Source organism: Streptomyces sp. SA15, from assembly GCF_002291145.1.
Classification (GTDB): Bacteria; Actinomycetota; Actinomycetes; order Streptomycetales; family Streptomycetaceae; genus Streptomyces.
Genome location: NZ_NTGE01000158.1, coordinates 44,007 through 61,285, shown reverse-complemented (window position 1 = coordinate 61,285; position 17,279 = coordinate 44,007). Strand labels below are relative to the sequence as shown.

The following is a 17,279-nucleotide window of genomic DNA, read 5'->3' as shown; positions in this document are numbered from 1 at the left end:
ACCTCGCCGACGCGCTGGCCGCCGGCCCCGCCGCCGAGACCGCCGCCCGGCGTGTCGGCGAGCGGCTGCGCGGGCTGCCCGACCACGGCATCGGGTTCGGCCTGCTGCGCCACCTCAACCCCGACACGGCGCCCGGCCTGACCGAGGACCCCGCCCCCGCGGTCGGCTTCAACTACCTGGGCCGGTTCACCGCCCCGGCCGACACCGCCGCCGAGTGGGCCTTCGCCCCGGAGTCCGCGGCCCTCGGCAGCGGCACCGACCCTGGCCTCGGCGCCGCCCACGCGCTCGACCTCAACGCGGTCGTCCACGACTCCGGCACCGGACCCCGGCTGGTCGCCGACTGGTCGTGGCCGGACGGTGTGCTCACCGAGACGGAGGTCCGCGCCCTGGCCGACGCCTGGTTCGCCGCCCTCTCCGCGCTCGTCACCCGGGCCGGGCACGCCCCGGGGACGGAGAACCCCGCCTTGTCACACGACGAGCTCGCCCTGTCCCAGGAAGAGCTCGCCCTGTCCCAGGAAGAGCTCGCCCTGTCCCAGGAAGAGCTCGCCCTGTCCCAGGACGAGCTCGACGAACTCGCCGCGGGCCTCGACGGCTAGCACGACCTGAGAGAGACGGTGAGAACCCCATGACGACCACGCAGCCCGCGCAAGTCGACGTACTGCCCCTGACCCCGCTCCAGGAGGGCTTGCTCTTCCACGCCCTGTACGAGCGGGAGCGGGACGCCCGGGATGTCTATCTGGTCCAGCTGGTCTTCGACCTCGACGGCACCCTGGACGCCGCCCGGCTGCGGGCCGCCGCCCAGGCCCTGCTGGACCGGCATCCGACCCTCCGGGCGGCCTTCCGGCGCCGCCGCGGCGGCCAGCCGGTGCAGGTCGTGCCGCGCCGGGCCGTGCTGCCGTGGACCGAGACCGACCTGACGGGTCCCGACACCGACACCGAGGGGGAGTGGGCCCGGCTGCTGGACGAGGACCTCGGCCGCGGCTTCGATCCCGCCACCCCGCCGCTGATCCGCTGCACCCTGGCCCGCACCGGCGAGCGACGGCACCGCCTCCTCGTCACCCACCACCACATCCTGCTCGACGGCTGGTCGGTCTCCGTCCTGCTGCGCGAACTCCTCGCCCTGTACGAGGGCGGCGGCGACCCCGCCGCCCTGCCTCCGGCGCCGCCCTACCGCACGTTCCTGGACTGGCTGGGCCGCCGGGACCGTACGGCCGCCGAAGCCGCCTGGCGACAGACATTGGCCGGAGTGGCGCAACCGACCCGCATCGCCCCGCACGCCCCGGACGGCCGCGACTCCGGCGACCTAGTGCCCCGACAGGCAACGTTCGCCCCGTCGCGACGCCCGGCACGCACTCTCGCCGCACCGGCCGAAAGCCCAAGTACATCCAGTACGAGGGCTTCCGGCCGGCACGCCGAGAGCACGCACCGGACGCCGCTCCTTGACGGGCGAACGTTGCCTGCCGGGGCACTAGCGCAGGCCCGCCTGGAAGTTCCGGCGGGCACCGGCGCCGCCCTGACCGCCCTGGCCCGGAAGCTGGGCGTCACCGTGAACACCCTCGTCCAGACCGCCTGGGCGATCCTGCTCAGCCGTACGACGGGGCACGACGACGTCGTCTTCGGCGCCACCGTCTCCGGCCGTCCGGCCGAACTGCCCGGCGTGGAGTCGATGGTCGGCCTGTTCATCAACACCGTCCCCACCCGCGTCCGGCTGCGCCCCGACGAACCCCTGAGCGGGCTGCTGCGCCGGGTCCAGGAGGGTTACGTCCGGCTCCTGGACCACCATCACCTGGGTCTCGCCGACATCCAGCGGGCGGCCGGCACACCCGAACTCTTCGACACGCTGGTCGTGTTCGAGAACTATCCGACGGATCAGCAGACCACGGACCCGGGTGACGGCATGAGGGTCGTCGGCACCGGCGGTCGCGACGCGACCCACTACCCCGTGACGCTGGTGGCTGTCCCCGGCCCTCGGCCGCGCTTCCGGCTGGCCTACCGGCCCGACCTCTTCGACGCCGAGTGGGCCGAGGCCACGCTCGCCCGTCTCGTACGGCTCCTGGAGATCATGGCGGCCGATCCGGAACGGCCGCTCGGCCGGGTCGGACTGACCTCCCGGGCCGAACCCTCCCGCCCCGAACCGGACCCGGCGACCCGCACCCTCACCGACCTGTGGGCGGCACAGGTCACCGCCACCCCGGACGCCGAGGCCGTGCTCGACTGCGGCGCCGGCCTGACGTACCGCGAACTGGACGAGCGTGCCGAGCAGTTGGCCCGTCGGCTCGTCTCCATGGGGGCCGGTCCCGAGCGCGTCGTCGGCATCGCGCTGCCGCGAACGGCGGATCTCGTCGCCGCCGTCCTCGGCGTCCTGAAGTCCGGCGCCGCCTATCTGCCGCTCGACCCCGCCTACCCACCCGATCGTCTCGCGTACATCGTCGACGACGCCCGGCCGGTCGTCGTCCTGGCCACCGCGGACACGGCCGCGGTGCTGCCCGAGGGGACGGAAGTGGTCCTCGCTGAGGATGAGGACATGATGGCCTGTCAGGACCCGGTACCTCACGCCGGATCGTCGCCCGACAGCCTCGCCTGCGTCACCTACACCTCCGGCTCCACCGGACGGCCCAAGGGCGTGGCGGCGACCCACCGGAGCGTCGTCGAGTTCGTCGAGTGGACGCACACCGCGCTCGGACCCGAGCGACTGGCCAAGGCGCTGTTCTCCACCTCGCTCAACTTCGACGTGTCCGTCTTCGAGATCTTCTCGCCACTGCTGTGCGGCGGCCGCATCGAGATCGTCGAGAACCTGCTGGCGCTGGGCGCGGCAGGCGGCTGGGACGCGAGCCTGATCAGCGGGGTGCCCTCGGTCATGGCCACCGTCGTCGCCGACCGCCCGGACGTCTCCCCCCAGGTCGTCGCGCTGGGCGGCGAGCCCATCCCCGAGCAGCTCCTCACCGACCTCGAGGCCGCCTTCCCCGGCGCACGGATCATCAACTTCTACGGGCCCACCGAAGCGACCATCTACGCGACCGCCTGGCAGTCCGACGTCGATCCGTACGGCAAGGACGGTCCGCCGCCGCTCGGCCGCCCGCTCGCCCGCAACCGCCTGCGTCTCCTCGACCAGGCCCTGCAGCCGGTGCCCGACGGCGTGCCGGGGGAGATCTACCTGGCGGGCGGCGGACCGGCCCGCGGCTACCTCGGCCATCCGGGACTGACCGGGCAGCGGTTCGTCGCCGACCCCTTCGGCGGGCCCGGCGAGCGGATGTACCGCACGGGCGACCTGGCGGTGCGGGGCTTCGACGGGCAGCTGCGTTTCCTCGGCCGGGCCGACCAGCAGGTCAAGATCCGCGGCTTCCGCGTCGAACTCGGCGAGATCGAAGCCGTGTTGGCGGCCCACCCGGCCGTGACACAGGCGGCTGCCGCGGTACGCGAGGACCAGCGCGGCGAGCGGCAACTCGTCGCCTACGCCGTGACCACCGCCGAACGGCCCTCACTACGGGCCCACTTGGCCCGAACGCTCCCCGCCCACATGGTCCCCTCCGCCGTCGTCGTCCTCGACCGCCTTCCGCTCACCGCCAGCGGCAAACTGGACCGCAAGGCCCTGCCCGCACCCGGGACACCGGCCGGTCGTACGCGCAGCGCCCCGCGCACCGGGCAGGAGGAGCGGTTGCGGGCGATCGTCGCCGACGTCCTCGGCCTCGACCCGCTCCGAGTCGGCGTCCACGACGGCTTCTTCGACCTCGGCGGACACTCACTGCTGGCCCCCCGGCTGACCGCCCGGATCCGTACGGAACTCGGCGCCGAGCTGCCCCTGCGGGCCGTCTTCGAGACGCCGACCGTGGCCGGACTGGCACGGCGGCTGACCGGTGGCAGCGGGACCGGGCCCGTGGCGGCCTCCGGGCGGTCGGCCCTGGACGTCGTCCTCCCGCTGCGCACCCGCGGCGACCGCGAGCCGCTGTTCTGCCTGCCGCCCGCCTCCGGGCTGGCCTGGGGCTTCGCCGGGCTCACCCGTCATCTCGACCCCGACCGGCCGCTGTACGGACTGCAGTCCCGCGGGCTGCTCCCGGGAGCTGAGCGGTCAGGCAGCCTGGCGGAGGCCGTCGCCGACCACACCGCCCGCATCCGCGAGATCCAGCCCCGAGGCCCGTACCACCTGCTGGGCTACTCCATGGGCGGCCTCGTCGCCCACGGTGTCGCCACGGCACTCCAGGCGGCGGGGGAGCGGGTCGCGCTGCTGGCGATGCTCGACTCCTTCCCCGGGGCATGGACCAGCCAGGGCCCGCGTCCCACGGACCGGCCGGCCGTGCTGGGCAGCCTCCTCGCCATCCTGGGGCGGCAGGTGCCGCCGTCGCAGCGGGAGCTGACCGACGCCCGGTTCACCGAGCTGGTGCGCGCCGTGCCCGACCTGCCGGGCAGCCTCGACGACGCCGAACTCGCCGCCCTGGTGGAGGTGACGGCGGACAACCGGCGTCTGCTGGAGGAGTTCGCTCCCGCTTCGTACCGCGGTGACCTGCTGTTCTTCACCGCCGCGCAAGATCCGGACGCGCACCCGGACCGGCCCGGCACCTGGCGGCCGTACATCCAAGGCCGCGTCGACCACCACGACATCCCCTGCGCCCACGGCGAGATGACCCGGCCCGCGGCGCTGGACCGCATCGGACCCGTGCTCGACCAACGGCTCCGTACCACCCTTTCCGCACCCGACAGGAGCAACTCCGCATGACCATCAACCCGTTCGACGACGACAGCCTCGAGCACCACGTCCTGGTGAACGACGAGGGCCAGCACTCGCTGTGGCCCGCCTTCGCCGAGGTCCCGGCCGGCTGGACCGTCGTCCACGGCCGCGCGAGCCGCGAGGACTGCGTGGCGTACGTCGAGGCGCACTGGACCGACATGCGCCCCAAAAGCCTGATCCGGGCCATGGGCGAGTGACGAAGCACGCGAGCGACAACGGAAGGGACACCGGGATGACCACGCGGCGGACGATCGCCCCGGACGAGCTCGGCACGCTGGACCTGGCCGATCCGCGGTTGCACGCCGAGAGCGACCTGTCCGCCGTCTGGCGTCACCTCAGGGAGCACGAGCCGGTCCACTGGAACCCGGCGACCGGCCCGGCCCCCGGCTTCTGGGTGGTGACCCGGCATGCCGACGTCACCTCCGTGTACCGCGACAGCACCCGCTTCACCTCCGAGGGCGGCAACGTCCTGGAGACCCTGCTGTCCGGCGGCGACTCCGCGGTCGGCCGCATGCTCGCCATCACCGACGGGCAGCGGCACGCCGGGCTGCGCCGCATCCTGATGTCCGCGTTCACACCGCGCGCCCTGGAGCCGATCGTCGCCAGTGTGCGCAGCACGGTCCAACGGCTGCTGCGGGACGCGATCGAGAAGGGCACATGCGACTTCGCCGCCGACGTCGCGGCGGGCATCCCGCTCGGCGCGATCTGCGACCTGCTCGGCGTGCCCGACAGCGACCGGGCCCATGTGCTGAGCCTGACGTCCTCGGCGCTGGGCTCGCACGAGGCGGACAGTACGGCGGCCGACGCGTGGATCGCCAAGAGCGAGATCCTGCTCTACTTCGCGGGCCTCGCCCGGGACCGGCGCGAGGGCGGCCACGCGGACGTCATCGCGCTGCTGGCGGGCAGCGAGGTGAACGGGCTGCCGCTGGACGACGACGAGATCATGCTCAACTGCTACAGCCTCATCCTCGGCGGCGACGAGACGGCCCGGCTGTCGATGGTGGGTGCCGCCCTCGCCCTCCTGGAGCACCCCGACCAGTGGCAGGCGCTCAAACGCGGTGACGTGTCCATCGACACGGCCGTCGAGGAGATGCTCCGCTGGACGACCCCCGCCCTGCACTCGGGGCGCACCGCGACCACCGACACGGAAGTCGGCGGCCACCCGATCAAGGCCGGGGACATCGTCACCGTCTGGAACGCCTCCGCCAACCACGACCAGCGGCTCTTCGACGCCCCCGGCCGACTGCGGCTCGACCGCGTGCCCAACAAGCACGTCACCTTCGCCTACGGCCCGCACTTCTGCCTCGGCGCCTATCTGGCGCGGGCCGAGATCGGGGCCGTACTGGCCGGACTGCGCGATCTGGTGGCGGAGTGGGAGCAGACCGGACCGGCGCGGCCCGTCTACTCCAACTTCCTCAGTGGCCTCAGCTCGCTGCCGCTTGCGCTCAAGGGCACGTGAGCCGTACCGCTCAGAACTGCTCAGGAGGCCGGCTGGGCCACCTTCGTCCCCGTGTCGCCGTCGACGGCCGCGGCCAGCTGCGGCACCAGACGCTCGAGCATGTACGGCAGGCTCAGCACCGTCACGAAGGAGACGGAGTTGCCGTAGTCGCCGGTCTCCTTCACGTAGACCTCGCGGCCCTGCTTCACCGTGTCGAGGTCGGCGTAGAGCGGGTTCTTGTGGAGCCCCGCCTCGTCCTGGGCGGGGTCGGAGACGATCCACACGACCGCGTCGGTGTCCAGCAGGTCGGTGCGCTCCTTGCTGATGTTGGCGCCGAACTCGTCGCCGATGACCTTGTCCAGGTCGGCCGGGAGGCTGAAGCCGAGGTCGGTGAGGACTCGGGAGCGGGGGTCCTGGCTGCCGAAGACGAAGATGCCTTCGTACGGGGTGGCCATCACGGCACCCGACTCGGCGAACTCCGGGTTCTCCTCGGTCGCCTTCTCGAAGTCGGCCTCGACGCCCTTCACCAGGTCTTTCGCCTTCGCCTCCTATCCCGGCCGGCGCCCGAGCGAGGCCGCCACGTCGTCGCCCAGGGCCAGGCTGTTGAGCGCCGGCGCGCAGGCCAGCGCCAGCACCGCGCCCACCGCGACGAACGGCAGCATGCGCACCGCCGTGGCACCGTCCTGGTCGGCCATCGACCCCGCCGACCAGACGCGGTAGCGGTCCAACGCGTCGGGGTCGGTCAGCGCCACCGCGCTGGTGAGGCAGGACAGCAGCGAGGTCACCGCGATCCCGGCGAGCGCCAGCTTCACCGGCGTCAGACCCGAACGCCCCAGCCGGCTCAGCGAGTACACCAGCACACTCGCCACGAAGGCGCCCGCGAAGCCGAACCAGACGTACTCGTGGAACGACCCGAGCCCGAACACCCCGACGGCCAGCACGATGGCGAAGGACGCGCCCGCGCTGACCCCGAGCACCCCGGGATCCGCCAGCGGATTCCGCGTCAGGGCCTGCATCAGCGCGCCGGACAGCCCGAGGGCCGCTCCTGCCGCCAGACCTACGGCGGTCCGCGGGACGCGCGCCGACCAGACGACGTTCTCCACGTACCGGCTCGGCGCGTCGCCGAACAGCGCCCGCACCGCCTGGGCCGGCGGGATACCCGCCGCGCCGAGGGCCACCGACAGCAGGCACAGTACGGCCAGGACGGCGCCGAGCAGCGCCACGAGCAGGACGGGCCGCGCCCCCGTACCCCGCTTCACCGTGCGGTCTCCAACGGCCGACTCCCTTAGGTTAGGCAGGCCTTAATCCTAGGGGGGTCGGGTGGGCGCCGACGGCACCCGAGGCGAACGGGCCCTCAGACCACGCAGCCCACATGCGCCAGTGCCTGCTTCAGCAGGACCCCGTGACCGCCCGGCATCTCGCTCTGCACCGCCGGCGACAGGGCCTCCTGCGGGCTGAACCAGACCAGGTCCAGGGCGTCCTGCCGGGGGCGGCAGTCGCCGGCCACCGGCACGACGTAGGCGAGGGACACCGCGTGCTGGCGGGGGTCGTGGTACGGCGTCACCCCCTGCGTCGGGAAGTACTCGGCCACGGTGAAGGGCTGCAGGGAGGACGGGACGCGGGGGAGGGCGACCGGGCCGAGGTCCTTCTCCAGGTGCCGCAGGAGGGCGTCGCGGACGCGCTCGTGGTGCATCACCCGGCCCGACACCAGGGTCCGGCTGACCGTTCCGTCCGGGCCGATGCGGAGCAGCAGTCCGATGCTGGTGACTTCGCCGCTGTCGTCGACGCGCACCGGCACGGCCTCGACGTACAGGATCGGCATGCGGGCGCGCGCCATTTCGAGCTCGTCGGGCGTCAGCCAACCCGGCGTGGTTTCGGTCATGTCAGACATTGCTTGATCATACTTTCAGAAGTGCCGGAAAAGCGGTTGCGCTCTCATCGCTCTCAGCGTTTGACGGCCACCGCGCCGAACTGCGGTACCGCGGCGGGAGTGTCGGGCTCGGCGCGCCACTGCGAGCACGACACCAGACCCGGTTCGAGCAAGTGAAGTCCGTCGAAGAACGAAGCGATGTCCTCACGGCTACGGGCGGTAACCGGCGGCGTGGCGTTCTCGTTCCAGAACTTCATGGCCGGGATCTGACCCTCGCCGCCGAGGTCGGCGTCGAAGGTGGGGTGCGTCAGCGCCAGGTGGCTGCCCGGGGGCACCGCGGCCATGACGCGGCGCGCGATGCTCCGTGCCTCGTCCCCGTCGAGTACGAAGTTGAGGATGCCCAGCATCATCACCGCGACCGGCTTGCTGAAGTCCAGGGTCTCCGCGGCGCGTTCGAGGATGGCGTCCGGGTCGTGCACATCGGCGTCGATGTAGTCGGTGACGCCCTCGGAGGTGCTGGTCAGCAGGGTCCGGGCGTGGACCAGCACGATCGGGTCGTTGTCGACGTAGACGATGCGCGAGTCGGGGGCGATCCGCTGGGCGATCTCGTGCGTGTTCTCCACCGTCGGCAGTCCGGTGCCGATGTCGAGGAACTGCCGTATCCCCTGCTCCTCGGCGAGGAACCGCACCGCCCGGCCCAGGAACCAGCGGTCCGCGAGGGCGATCTCCCGGATGATCGGGAACATTCCGGCCACGTGCTCGCCGACCTGCTGGTCGACCTCGTAGTTGTCCTTGCCGCCGACCCAGTAGTTCCAGACGCGGGCGTTGTGCGCCACACCGGTGTTCAGCCTCGCCGACCCGCCTGACCGGGTGTGGCTTTCGCTCACGTCTTCGCTCCTTGCTCGCGCCTGCGGCTGTCGCCGCCATTGTGCCGTCGGATGATCAGCTTGTCCCGGAAACGGCCCGAGCGGAAGAGGGCGGCCTGTCCGGGGGAAGGTCAGCCGACCTCGCCGGGGTTCGCCGCGGGCGTCCGGCCGGCCGGCACGTCCGTCAGCCGCTGGGTGCCCCGCGCGGGACTGTTCGGGTGAGCCCGCTCACCGGTTACCGGCCCTTCACACCCCCGGCTTCGCCTGCCCGTGCTGCCAGGCCCAGGCCGCGATCTCGACTCGGTTCCGCGCGGCCAGCTTGAGCTGGACGCTGGACAGGTGCGTCTTGACCGTGGAGAGGGAGACGTACAACTCGGCGGCGATCTCGGCGTTCGTGCGGCCCAGGGCGACCAGCCGGACCACCTCGAGCTCGCGCTCGGTGAGGGACTCGGTGGGCGGCGCGGGGCGAGGCGGGGCGGCCTGCTGCGGGGACTCGGTGACGTGCTTGAGCAGGCGGACGGTGACCGAGGGGGACACCAGCGAGTCGCCGGCCGCGGCCGCGCGGACCGCCTCCGCCAGGAGGGTCGGCCCGGAGTCCTTCAGCAGGAACCCGCACGCCCCGCCGCGCAGCGCCCCGTACACGTACTCGTCGAGGTCGAACGTGGTGACCACGACCACCCGCATCGGGTCGGGCACGTCCGGCCCCGCCAGCAGCCGGGTCGCCGCCAGCCCGTCCAGCCTCGGCATCCGGATGTCCAGCAGGCACACGTCCGGCCGCACCTTGCGGGCGAGCGCCACGGCCGTCTCGCCGTCGGCGGCCTCGGCGACCACCGTGATGTCGGGCTGTGCGTCCAGGAAGAAGCGGAAACCCGTGCGGACCATGTCCTGGTCGTCGGCGATGAGGACACGGATGGGCGCGCCGGGTGGGGTGGGGCTGGTCATGGCTCGATCATGCCTCAGGGCGTGTACGGGACGACGGCCCGCCGGCTATTGCGGCGGGCCGTCCCAGTGGTGGTCGGTCGGCGGTGGTCGGTCGATGGTGCGTCCGTCGGCAGTGGTCGGTCGACGGGGGCTGGTCGGCAGTGGTCAGCCGACGGTAGTCGGTCGACGATGTGCAGCCGACGGCGGTCGGTCTGCAGTGGTCAGTCGGCAGTCTGCGCCGGATCAGCCGTCACCTTCCGCAGCAGCGGCCTGCTGCCGCCGATCGCGGCGAACATCGCCAGCGCGCCGAGGACCACGCAGGCGGCCAGTTGCAGGGCGCCGGTGGTGTTGATCCCGACGTCGGCCGCCTGGTTGAGCTTGTAGGAGCCGTAGACGCCCATCCCGGTCGTGCCGCCCGCCAGGACGACCAGCGGGAGGACCGTCTCCCGGAGCCTGGCCCGGTCCAGCACCTTCAAGGGGGTGCCCGCCAGCCGCAGCAGGCCGTAGACGCGCCGCCGGTCGAGAACGTTCGCGGCGGCGGTCAGGCCGGCCGAGGCGGTCGCGACGAGGAAGCTCAGGGCCAAGGTGGCGGTGCTGACCTGGGAGACGCGGTCGATGAGCACGCCGTTCTCGGCCGCCGCGTAGTCCTGGCTGTACGGAGGTGTCCCCGGAGCAACCGACGTCAGGGCGGTGACCGTGGTGTCCATCTGTTCCTGTCCGCCGCTGACACGGGCGATCACGCCGGGGTTGCCGCCCAGCAGCGTGTCGTAGTCGTCCTCGCGGCCGACGGTGACGGTCGCGGTGACGCCCGCCCGGTCGAGCAGCGTGCGCGCCTCGGTGGCGGCCCGCCGCGCCTGGGCGGCGTCGGTGGTGACCACCGCGACCTGGCCCCGGTACTCCGCGCCGTCCATGCCCAGCTGGCTGACGGAGAAGAACCCGGCCACGAACCCGGCGAGCACCAGACCGCTGACCGTGCGCCAGGCGCCGCGCGGGTCGTCGCTGAGGCGGCGCGCGGCCAGCAGGGTCGCCGGGCGGCGGGCGTAACGGCCCACGATCCGGCCCAGCCGGTCCACGACCCACGGGCCGAACAGCCAGAACGCGCCGTAGAACAGCACCAGCAGGGCGAGCGCCTGCCGGGGCGTCAGTCCGCTGCCCGTGGACTGGAAGACGTACAGCAGGGTCGCCGCGAAGGCGACGAACCGGATCCACCGGGTGCGGCGCGGGTTCGCCTGCTGGGCGACGCCCAGGGGTGAGGTCGCCACCTGGCGCAGCATCGACACCGCACTGACGGTGATGAGCGCGGTCACCGCCGCCACCACGGCCACGAACCACGGCAGGCCCACCCACAGCTGCTCGGTGTACCAGGTGCCCACGCCGTACGGGATCTGAGCCAGGGCGGGCAGCAGCGCCACGTAGGCGAGCGCACCCGCCAGCGCGCCGGTCGCGCCGACGCCCGCCGCCTCCACGGCGGTCATGGCGAGGATCTGCCGGGGCGTCGCCCCGGCCAGGCGCAGCGCGGCCAGCCGCTGCTCACGCCGGGCCGCCCCGAGCCGCCCGGCCGCCGAGGCCAGCACGACCACGGGCATCGCCAGCAGCACCACACCCAGCAGCGCCGTCCCCTTGTCCAAGCCAGTGAGCAGGGACTTCTTCGTTCCGGAGAACCCGGAGATCTGGGCGCGCGCGGCCTGCCCGGTGTCGAACCAGGTGCCGCCCCCCTCGGCCGCCTTCGACACCGCGGGATCGCCCGGCGCCCGGCCCACCACGGCGACCAGCTCGTCCGGTGAGGCGAGACCGGCGGCGCCGACCGTGCCGTAGGACCTCACCTTCGGGAAGCGGTCCGCCAGTTGGCCCGCGGGCAGCTTGTGCATCAGCTCGGCCAGGGCGGGGGAGACGTACACCTCGCCCTTCTCGGGGAAGGAGCTCAGGCCGGGCGGGGCGGGGGTCGCCTTGCGGCCGGGCAGCTGGGCCAGCGACACCACGGTGACGGGATCGTGGCGGAGGTACGTCGTGGCCAGGGCCTGGACGGCGGTGGCCTGCTTCGCCGGAACGGCGTCGGGGGTGCGCCACGTCGTGTGGCCGGCGCGGGTGTCGGAGCCGACGGTGGCGGCGATCATCACCAGCAGCACGAACGCGCCGACGGCGGCGGCACCGGCCGCCAGCAACTGGCTCTGCAGGCCGCGGTGGCCGGAGGACCGGGCGAGATGCCAGGTCAGGGGCAGGACGGGGGAACGCATTTCGGCATCTCCGCTGAGCAGGGGACAGGCGGTCAGGCGACCGTGTACTGGCTGTAATGACTGATCCGGCCGTCCCGGACCTGGAGGATCCGGCCGCAGTGGGCGGCGACGTCGGCGTCGTGCGTGACCATGACCAGGGCGGCGCCCTGCTCACGGGTGACCGAGGTCAGCAGCCGCACCACCTCGGTGCTGGTGACCTGGTCCAGGGCGCCGGTCGGCTCGTCGGCGAAGACCACGTCCGGCTCGACGACCAGGGCACGGGCGATCGCGACCCGCTGGGCCTGACCGCCGGACAGCTGCCCGGGGCGGCGCTTCTCCAGCCCGTCGAGGCCGAGCGGCGCGAACCAGCGGCGGGCGCGCTCGACGGCCTGCTTGCGCGGGGTGCCCTCCAGCATCAGCGGCAGCGCCACGTTCTCCTCGGCGGGCAGCTCCGGCAGCAGCTGGCCGAACTGGAAGACGAACCCGAACCGCTTGCGGCGCAGCGCGCTGAGCCGGTTCTCGCCCAGCTTGTCGATGCGCTCCCCCCGCAACAGCACCTGGCCGCCGTCGGGACGGATGATCCCGGCCAGGGTGTGCAGCAGAGTGGACTTGCCGGAACCCGAAGGGCCCATGATCGCCAGCGAGTCGCGCTCGCCGACCTCCACGTCGACACCGGCCAGGGCGGTGGTGGAGCCGTACTTCTTGACGAGGCCGTGACCGGCCAGAACGGTGTTCATCAGGGGAACCGGTCCTCTTCTAGCGCTCGAATTTCCAGGTGATGGAGTCGGCCGTGGCCTTGACCACGGTGACGGGGATCTCGACGGTCTCGCCGTCGCTCTTCTTGCCGGAGCAGGTGATGGTGGCTCCCGCGACGGCCTTGAGCCCGGTCGGGCAGGTGACGTCCGAGACCTTCTTCCCGACCCAGGGCAGCGGGTGGTACAGGCTCGCGGTGCGGGCCGCGACCAGGTTGGCGGCCAGGGCCCTGTGACCGCCTACACTCACCGCGCTGTGCGGGTCGAGGCCGGTGGTCGACTCCGTCCTGGCGAGCAGGTGGGTGCCGACCCCGAAGATGCTCACGACGGCGGTCACACCACCGACGGCACCGACGAGGACCTTGCGTTGCATCACGTACTCCTGAGGGTTCTGCGGTTCGGAGGGGGGAAGTGGCTCCACCCTCGCCCGCGGGCCCGGGCGCGCGCCTCGGCCGAACGGTCAGGCTTCACGCGACGCCGCCTCGGCTGTTCGGCCGATCCCGCCGCCGTCGGCGCCGCATACGGTGAGCGGCATGAAGTCCGTTTCTCCCCGCGGCCTGGCACGCGGCTTCGGCATCGGAGCCCTCGCCGGGGCGTCGCTCGTCGACCTGGCCTACGCGGCCGGCAACGACGAACCCGGCATCTTGCCGGTGACCGCCGTGCTGCTGATCGGCGCCGTCGCCGTCCTGTGGCCGGCCGACCGCCGTCCCTCCTGGCTCACGCCGCAGGTGCGCACCGTCGTACCGGCCGTGACCTCCTGCCTCTACACCGTGGACTCGGCGCCGTACCCGGAGACCCTGTTCGGCCCGGGCGAACTGATCATCCTGCTGTGCCTGCTGTTCGTCGCCGTACGGCATTGCTCGCGCCGCTGGGTCGTGATGTGTGCCGCGCTGGACGGCGCCGCCGTCCTGGCCCTGCCGGTGCGGGCCCTGCGCGGCATGCCTGACACCATGATGGGCTTCATGCTGATCGGGCTGGTCCTGATCGGTCTCACCGCCGGGTTCGCCGCGTATCTGCGCTCCCTGGACTACCGGCGGACCGTCGCTGTCAGTGAGACCCGCCGGTCCGAACGTCTGGCCATCGCCGCCGACCTGCACGACTTCGTCGCCCACCACGTCACCGGGATCCTGGTGCAGACCCAGGTGGCCCGCATGATGGCGACGTCCCGGCCACAGGAGCTCGACTCCGTGCTGGCGGGCATCGAACACGCGGCGACTCAGGCGCTGGCGTCGATGCGCCGCACGGTCGGCGTGCTGCGCGACACCGGCACCGAAGCGGCCGACCGCCGTCCGGTCGGCGACCTCGCGGGCATCGTCGGCCTGACCGACGGTTTCGCGAGCCCGATCCAGAAGGTCTCCCTGCTCCGCGACGCCACCGTGCCCGACGACCTGCCGCACGAGGTGCAGGCGGCGGCCTTCCGGGTCGTCCAGGAGGCGCTGACGAACGTACGGCGGCACGCGGGCGACGCCACCCAGGTCACCGTCCGGCTGCGGTACGAGGCGGGCCGCCTGGAGGTGTCGGTGGCGGACGACGGCCGGGGCGGCAGCCGGCTCCCGGACGCCGCCCACGGCGGCGGCTTCGGCCTCGTCGGTCTGAAGGAGCGGGTGACCGCCCTGGGCGGCGACGTGCACGCGGGCCCGCTCATCGGCCACGGGTGGGAGGTCCGGGCGGTCTTTCCGGGCTAGGCCCTGTCGTCAAATTCCCGTCGTCCGCCCGAGGGGCGGGCCCCGCGGCGTCAGGTGCGTGCTCTCGCCGCACCGGACGCCGCTCCTCAACGGGCAAACGTTGCCCGCCGGGGCACTAGCAGACTCGGCTGAGCGGAGTCACCGCTTGACGCCGACCGCGCCGTACAGCGACACAGGGCCGCCCTCCTCCGCGTCCTCGCCAGCCGAGGGGTGCCAGTGCGTCAGGGACACGATTCCCGGCTCCATCAGGTCGAGTCCCTTGAAGAAGCGGCCCATCTCGGTGTGCGAGCGCGCGACGAGCGTCACCCCGCTCGCCGTGTACGCCGCGATGCCCTTGTGTACGTTCTCCGGGTCGAAGTCCGCCGTCATCGCGGACAGGACCAGGCAGCTGCCCGGCGCCAGTGCGTCGACCAGCGTGTCCACCAGGTCGTGGGCGCCGTCCTCGTCGGCGACGAAGTGCAGGAGCGCGATCAGTGACAGGGCGACGGGCCGGTCGAAGTCCAGGACGGACGCCGCCCCTTCGAGAATCCGCTCGGGCTCGCGCGCGTCGGCCTGGACGTACCGCGTCACACCCTCGGGAGTGCCGTGCAGCAGGGCCTCCGCGTGGGCGAGGACGATCGGGTCGTTGTCGACGTACACGACCCGCGCGTCCGGTGCGACGGACTGGGCGATCTGGTGGAGGTTGGGCTCGGTGGGGATGCCGGAGCCGATGTCGAGGAACTGGCGGATCCCCGTCTCGCGAAGAACGACACGTGTGGCCCGTTCCATGAACCGGCGGTTGGCGCGCGCGTGTCGCGGAGCGTCGGCCTGCATCGAGGTGATCTTGCGGCCGAGTTCCTCGTCGACGGGGTAGTTGTCCTTGCCGCCGAGGAACCAGTCGTAGACCCGCGCCGGATGCGGCCTGCTCGTGTCGATGCGCCCCCGCGCCGACTCCGTCTCGGTCACGCTGTGCTCCTTTGATCGCCAGTGCGTGCCGGCCAGTCTGGCACGATCATCCGGCGCGGCGGAGACTGTCTTCGGCCACCTCCTTGTCCAGCGCGGCCCGCACCAACGCGGCGGCGAGCACGGCCGGTTCGGTGTTCCCGGCGAGTTCGACGAGTCGGTCCTGGTCCTTGGGCAGGCCCAGGCGTTCGGCACCCTTCAGCGCCTTGTCGTCCAGGTACGGCGCCACTTCCGGCCACACCCGCTGGACCTCGCGCAGGAAGATGTCGGCGCCGGCCGGGCCCAGCCCGGGCATCTCCTGAATCAGTCGGCGCAGTTCAGAGACCTTGCCGTCCGCCTCCTTGCGCATCCGCCGCAGGTCCCCGCCCCACCGCTCGGTCAACAGCTCGGCCTCGTCGCCGAGTTGGGTGGCCGTGCGCTCGTCGTAGCGCCGGTAGCCGCCGCGCCCGAGCGCGTCCACGCGCTCCTGCCAGCTCGCGTCGGCCATGCGGCGCGGGTCACGCATACCGGCGTCGAACAGCTCGCGGGCGGTGTCCACGGCGATCGAGCCGCGGATGCGGGCGCTGAGCAGATGCGCCAGGACCAGCAGCTGGTACAGGGGCTGCGGGGTGTTCTTCAGCTTGATGCCCGCCTCCTCGGCGAAGGTCTGCCCGTGGGCACGGACGAGCTCCCGCACCACTCTCTCTCTGCTGCTCATGGCTTCAGCGGGTCGTGGCCGAGCGTCATCAGCCGGTGCCGACGGCGCGTCTCCTCGGCCTCGGGCTCGTTCTCCACGTCCGTCTGCGCGGTGACGGTGTCGACGACCTCCTGCATCGTGCGGATGTCGTCATCGGTGAGGTCCGTGCGCCGCTTCTGCAGAATCGCGAGGACGTGCTGCCCCATGGGCGTGCCCGCCTGGTCCGGCAGCGGCTCCACGTTCTCGTCGGCGTCGCTCACCCGCAGCCAGGCGGCCAGTTCCTGCGAGGTCATGTTCACCACGCGGTGGAAGTCCTCCCACAGCGCGTCCAGTTCGAGGGCGTCGGTCATCGCGTGCCCCTTCCGTACGTATGTGCTCGCCACCGGGCGCCGGTCAGCCGCCCTTGGGCCAGTTCTCCGCGTCGAACATCCAGCGCTGCTTCTCCAGCTCCGCGGTGACGGTGATCAGCAGGTCCTGGGTGACCCGATCGGCCTCCTCGGTCGCCTCGATGCGCTCGCGCAGTCGCCCGATGGCCGCCTCCAGGGCCTCGACCATCACCTCGACGACCTCGCTGTCCCGCACCCAGCCGTCCTTCGGGCCCGGCAGCGTGAACGCCGACGCGATCGTCTCGGGCCGCCCGTCGGGCGGCATGCCCAGTGCCGCCGCGCGCTCCGCGACCGTGTCGGAGAACTCGCGTGCGGCCGAGACCAGTTCGTCGAGTTGCAGGTGGATCGACCTGAAGCGCGGCCCCACGAGGTTCCAGTGCGCCTGCTTGCCGGTCAGGGAGAGCCCGAGAAGATCCACCAGAGTGCTCTGCAGCGCATCCCCGGTGACCTGACGGGCCGAGTCGGGAATCGTGCTCTTCACAACAGTCATACGGCGCTTCTCCTTGTGACGTCGTCTCTGGCGGTACGGAGCAGTGCGTCGCGTTCCTCCTCACAGGTCCCGCCCCACACACCCGACGTCGGCCCGCTGTCCAGCGCGAAGTCCAGGCACGGCTCGATCACCGGGCAGCGAGCACAGATGCGCTTGGCCGCCGCGATGTCCCGCAGCGCCGGTCCTTCCGTGCCCACGGGGAAGAACAACTCGGGGTCCTCACCCGCGCAGGCCGCTCGCCGCAACCACTCCATGCGGGCGCGGGTGCCCAGGGCGAACCGGTGCAAACACGGCGCCCGTGAAGCCCTTCCAGGCCC

At 72.4% G+C, this 17,279-nt stretch carries 16 protein-coding genes and 2 pseudogenes; 5 read left to right on the top strand and 13 right to left on the bottom strand.

The window, feature by feature from the left end; translation table 11 throughout:
* The 4 genes from CLM62_RS35240 to CLM62_RS35225 all read left to right on the top strand — a co-directional run.
* On the top strand, positions 1 to 596 hold a 596-nt coding region (locus tag CLM62_RS35240; protein WP_143659203.1), incomplete at its 5' end, for a hypothetical protein.
* A 29-nt stretch (positions 597 to 625) separates the two neighbouring features.
* Entirely contained in the window at positions 626 to 4,711 is a 4,086-nt protein-coding gene (locus CLM62_RS35235; protein ID WP_095753952.1) for a non-ribosomal peptide synthetase, read from the top strand.
* Complete coding sequence (locus tag CLM62_RS35230; RefSeq protein WP_095753951.1) at positions 4,708 to 4,920, top strand: MbtH family protein; 213 nt, start codon at positions 4,708 to 4,710, stop codon at positions 4,918 to 4,920. The genes CLM62_RS35235 and CLM62_RS35230 overlap by 4 nt, the downstream gene beginning before the upstream one ends.
* Before the next feature lie 35 nt (positions 4,921 to 4,955).
* On the top strand, positions 4,956 to 6,182 hold the full coding sequence (locus tag CLM62_RS35225) for a cytochrome P450 (protein ID WP_095753956.1): 1,227 nt from the start codon (positions 4,956 to 4,958) through the stop codon (positions 6,180 to 6,182).
* 20 nt (positions 6,183 to 6,202) lie between these two features.
* On the opposite strand, the pseudogene CLM62_RS53275 reads toward CLM62_RS35225, so the two are convergent.
* The 8 genes and pseudogenes from CLM62_RS53275 to CLM62_RS35190 all read right to left on the bottom strand — a co-directional run.
* Positions 6,203 to 6,703, bottom strand: a pseudogene (locus tag CLM62_RS53275) (iron-siderophore ABC transporter substrate-binding protein); the annotation flags it as partial.
* 9 nt (positions 6,704 to 6,712) lie between these two features.
* Positions 6,713 to 7,390 (bottom strand): annotated as a pseudogene (locus tag CLM62_RS53270) (FecCD family ABC transporter permease); the annotation flags it as partial.
* 125 nt (positions 7,391 to 7,515) lie between these two features.
* Positions 7,516 to 8,043: an NUDIX hydrolase family protein gene (locus tag CLM62_RS35215; protein ID WP_179382368.1), complete on the bottom strand. Its 528-nt coding sequence runs from the start codon at positions 8,041 to 8,043 to the stop codon at positions 7,516 to 7,518.
* A gap of 62 nt (positions 8,044 to 8,105) precedes the next feature.
* A complete protein-coding gene (locus tag CLM62_RS35210) occupies positions 8,106 to 8,918 on the bottom strand; it encodes an SAM-dependent methyltransferase (RefSeq protein ID WP_095753949.1) in 813 nt (270 codons plus the stop codon).
* 225 nt (positions 8,919 to 9,143) lie between these two features.
* Complete coding sequence (locus tag CLM62_RS35205; protein ID WP_095753948.1) at positions 9,144 to 9,839, bottom strand: response regulator transcription factor; 696 nt, start codon at positions 9,837 to 9,839, stop codon at positions 9,144 to 9,146.
* Between the two features lie 200 nt (positions 9,840 to 10,039).
* Positions 10,040 to 12,052 carry an FtsX-like permease family protein gene (locus CLM62_RS35200; protein ID WP_095753947.1) on the bottom strand — a complete coding sequence of 671 codons (2,013 nt, stop codon included), beginning with the start codon at positions 12,050 to 12,052 and terminating at the stop codon, positions 10,040 to 10,042.
* A 32-nt stretch (positions 12,053 to 12,084) separates the two neighbouring features.
* Positions 12,085 to 12,768, bottom strand: coding sequence for an ABC transporter ATP-binding protein (locus CLM62_RS35195; RefSeq protein WP_095753946.1), 684 nt, complete (start codon positions 12,766 to 12,768; stop codon positions 12,085 to 12,087).
* 19 nt (positions 12,769 to 12,787) lie between these two features.
* Entirely contained in the window at positions 12,788 to 13,156 is a 369-nt protein-coding gene (locus CLM62_RS35190; RefSeq protein WP_095753945.1) for a DUF4333 domain-containing protein, read from the bottom strand.
* Between the two features lie 160 nt (positions 13,157 to 13,316).
* On the opposite strand from CLM62_RS35190, the gene CLM62_RS35185 reads away from it, so the two are divergent.
* Complete coding sequence (locus CLM62_RS35185) at positions 13,317 to 14,468, top strand: sensor histidine kinase (protein WP_095753944.1); 1,152 nt, start codon at positions 13,317 to 13,319, stop codon at positions 14,466 to 14,468.
* A gap of 138 nt (positions 14,469 to 14,606) precedes the next feature.
* Here the strand turns inward: CLM62_RS35185 and CLM62_RS35180 are convergent, their stop codons facing one another.
* From CLM62_RS35180 to CLM62_RS35160, 5 genes are read right to left on the bottom strand one after another with little or no spacing between them, the layout of a single operon-like run.
* Positions 14,607 to 15,413 (bottom strand): SAM-dependent methyltransferase, encoded by an 807-nt coding sequence (locus CLM62_RS35180; RefSeq protein ID WP_095753943.1) that lies wholly within the window; start codon positions 15,411 to 15,413, stop codon positions 14,607 to 14,609.
* A 46-nt stretch (positions 15,414 to 15,459) separates the two neighbouring features.
* A complete protein-coding gene (locus CLM62_RS35175) occupies positions 15,460 to 16,107 on the bottom strand; it encodes an endonuclease (protein WP_095753942.1) in 648 nt (215 codons plus the stop codon).
* On the bottom strand, positions 16,104 to 16,436 hold the full coding sequence (locus CLM62_RS35170) for a DUF3140 domain-containing protein (RefSeq protein WP_095753941.1): 333 nt from the start codon (positions 16,434 to 16,436) through the stop codon (positions 16,104 to 16,106). Before CLM62_RS35170 ends, CLM62_RS35175 begins: the two co-directional genes overlap by 4 nt.
* A 43-nt stretch (positions 16,437 to 16,479) precedes the next feature.
* Positions 16,480 to 16,962, bottom strand: coding sequence for a Dps family protein (locus CLM62_RS35165; protein ID WP_095753940.1), 483 nt, complete (start codon positions 16,960 to 16,962; stop codon positions 16,480 to 16,482).
* A complete protein-coding gene (locus CLM62_RS35160) occupies positions 16,959 to 17,216 on the bottom strand; it encodes a WhiB family transcriptional regulator (RefSeq protein ID WP_095753955.1) in 258 nt (85 codons plus the stop codon). The genes CLM62_RS35165 and CLM62_RS35160 overlap by 4 nt, the downstream gene beginning before the upstream one ends.
* Positions 17,217 to 17,279: the final 63 nt, after the last annotated feature.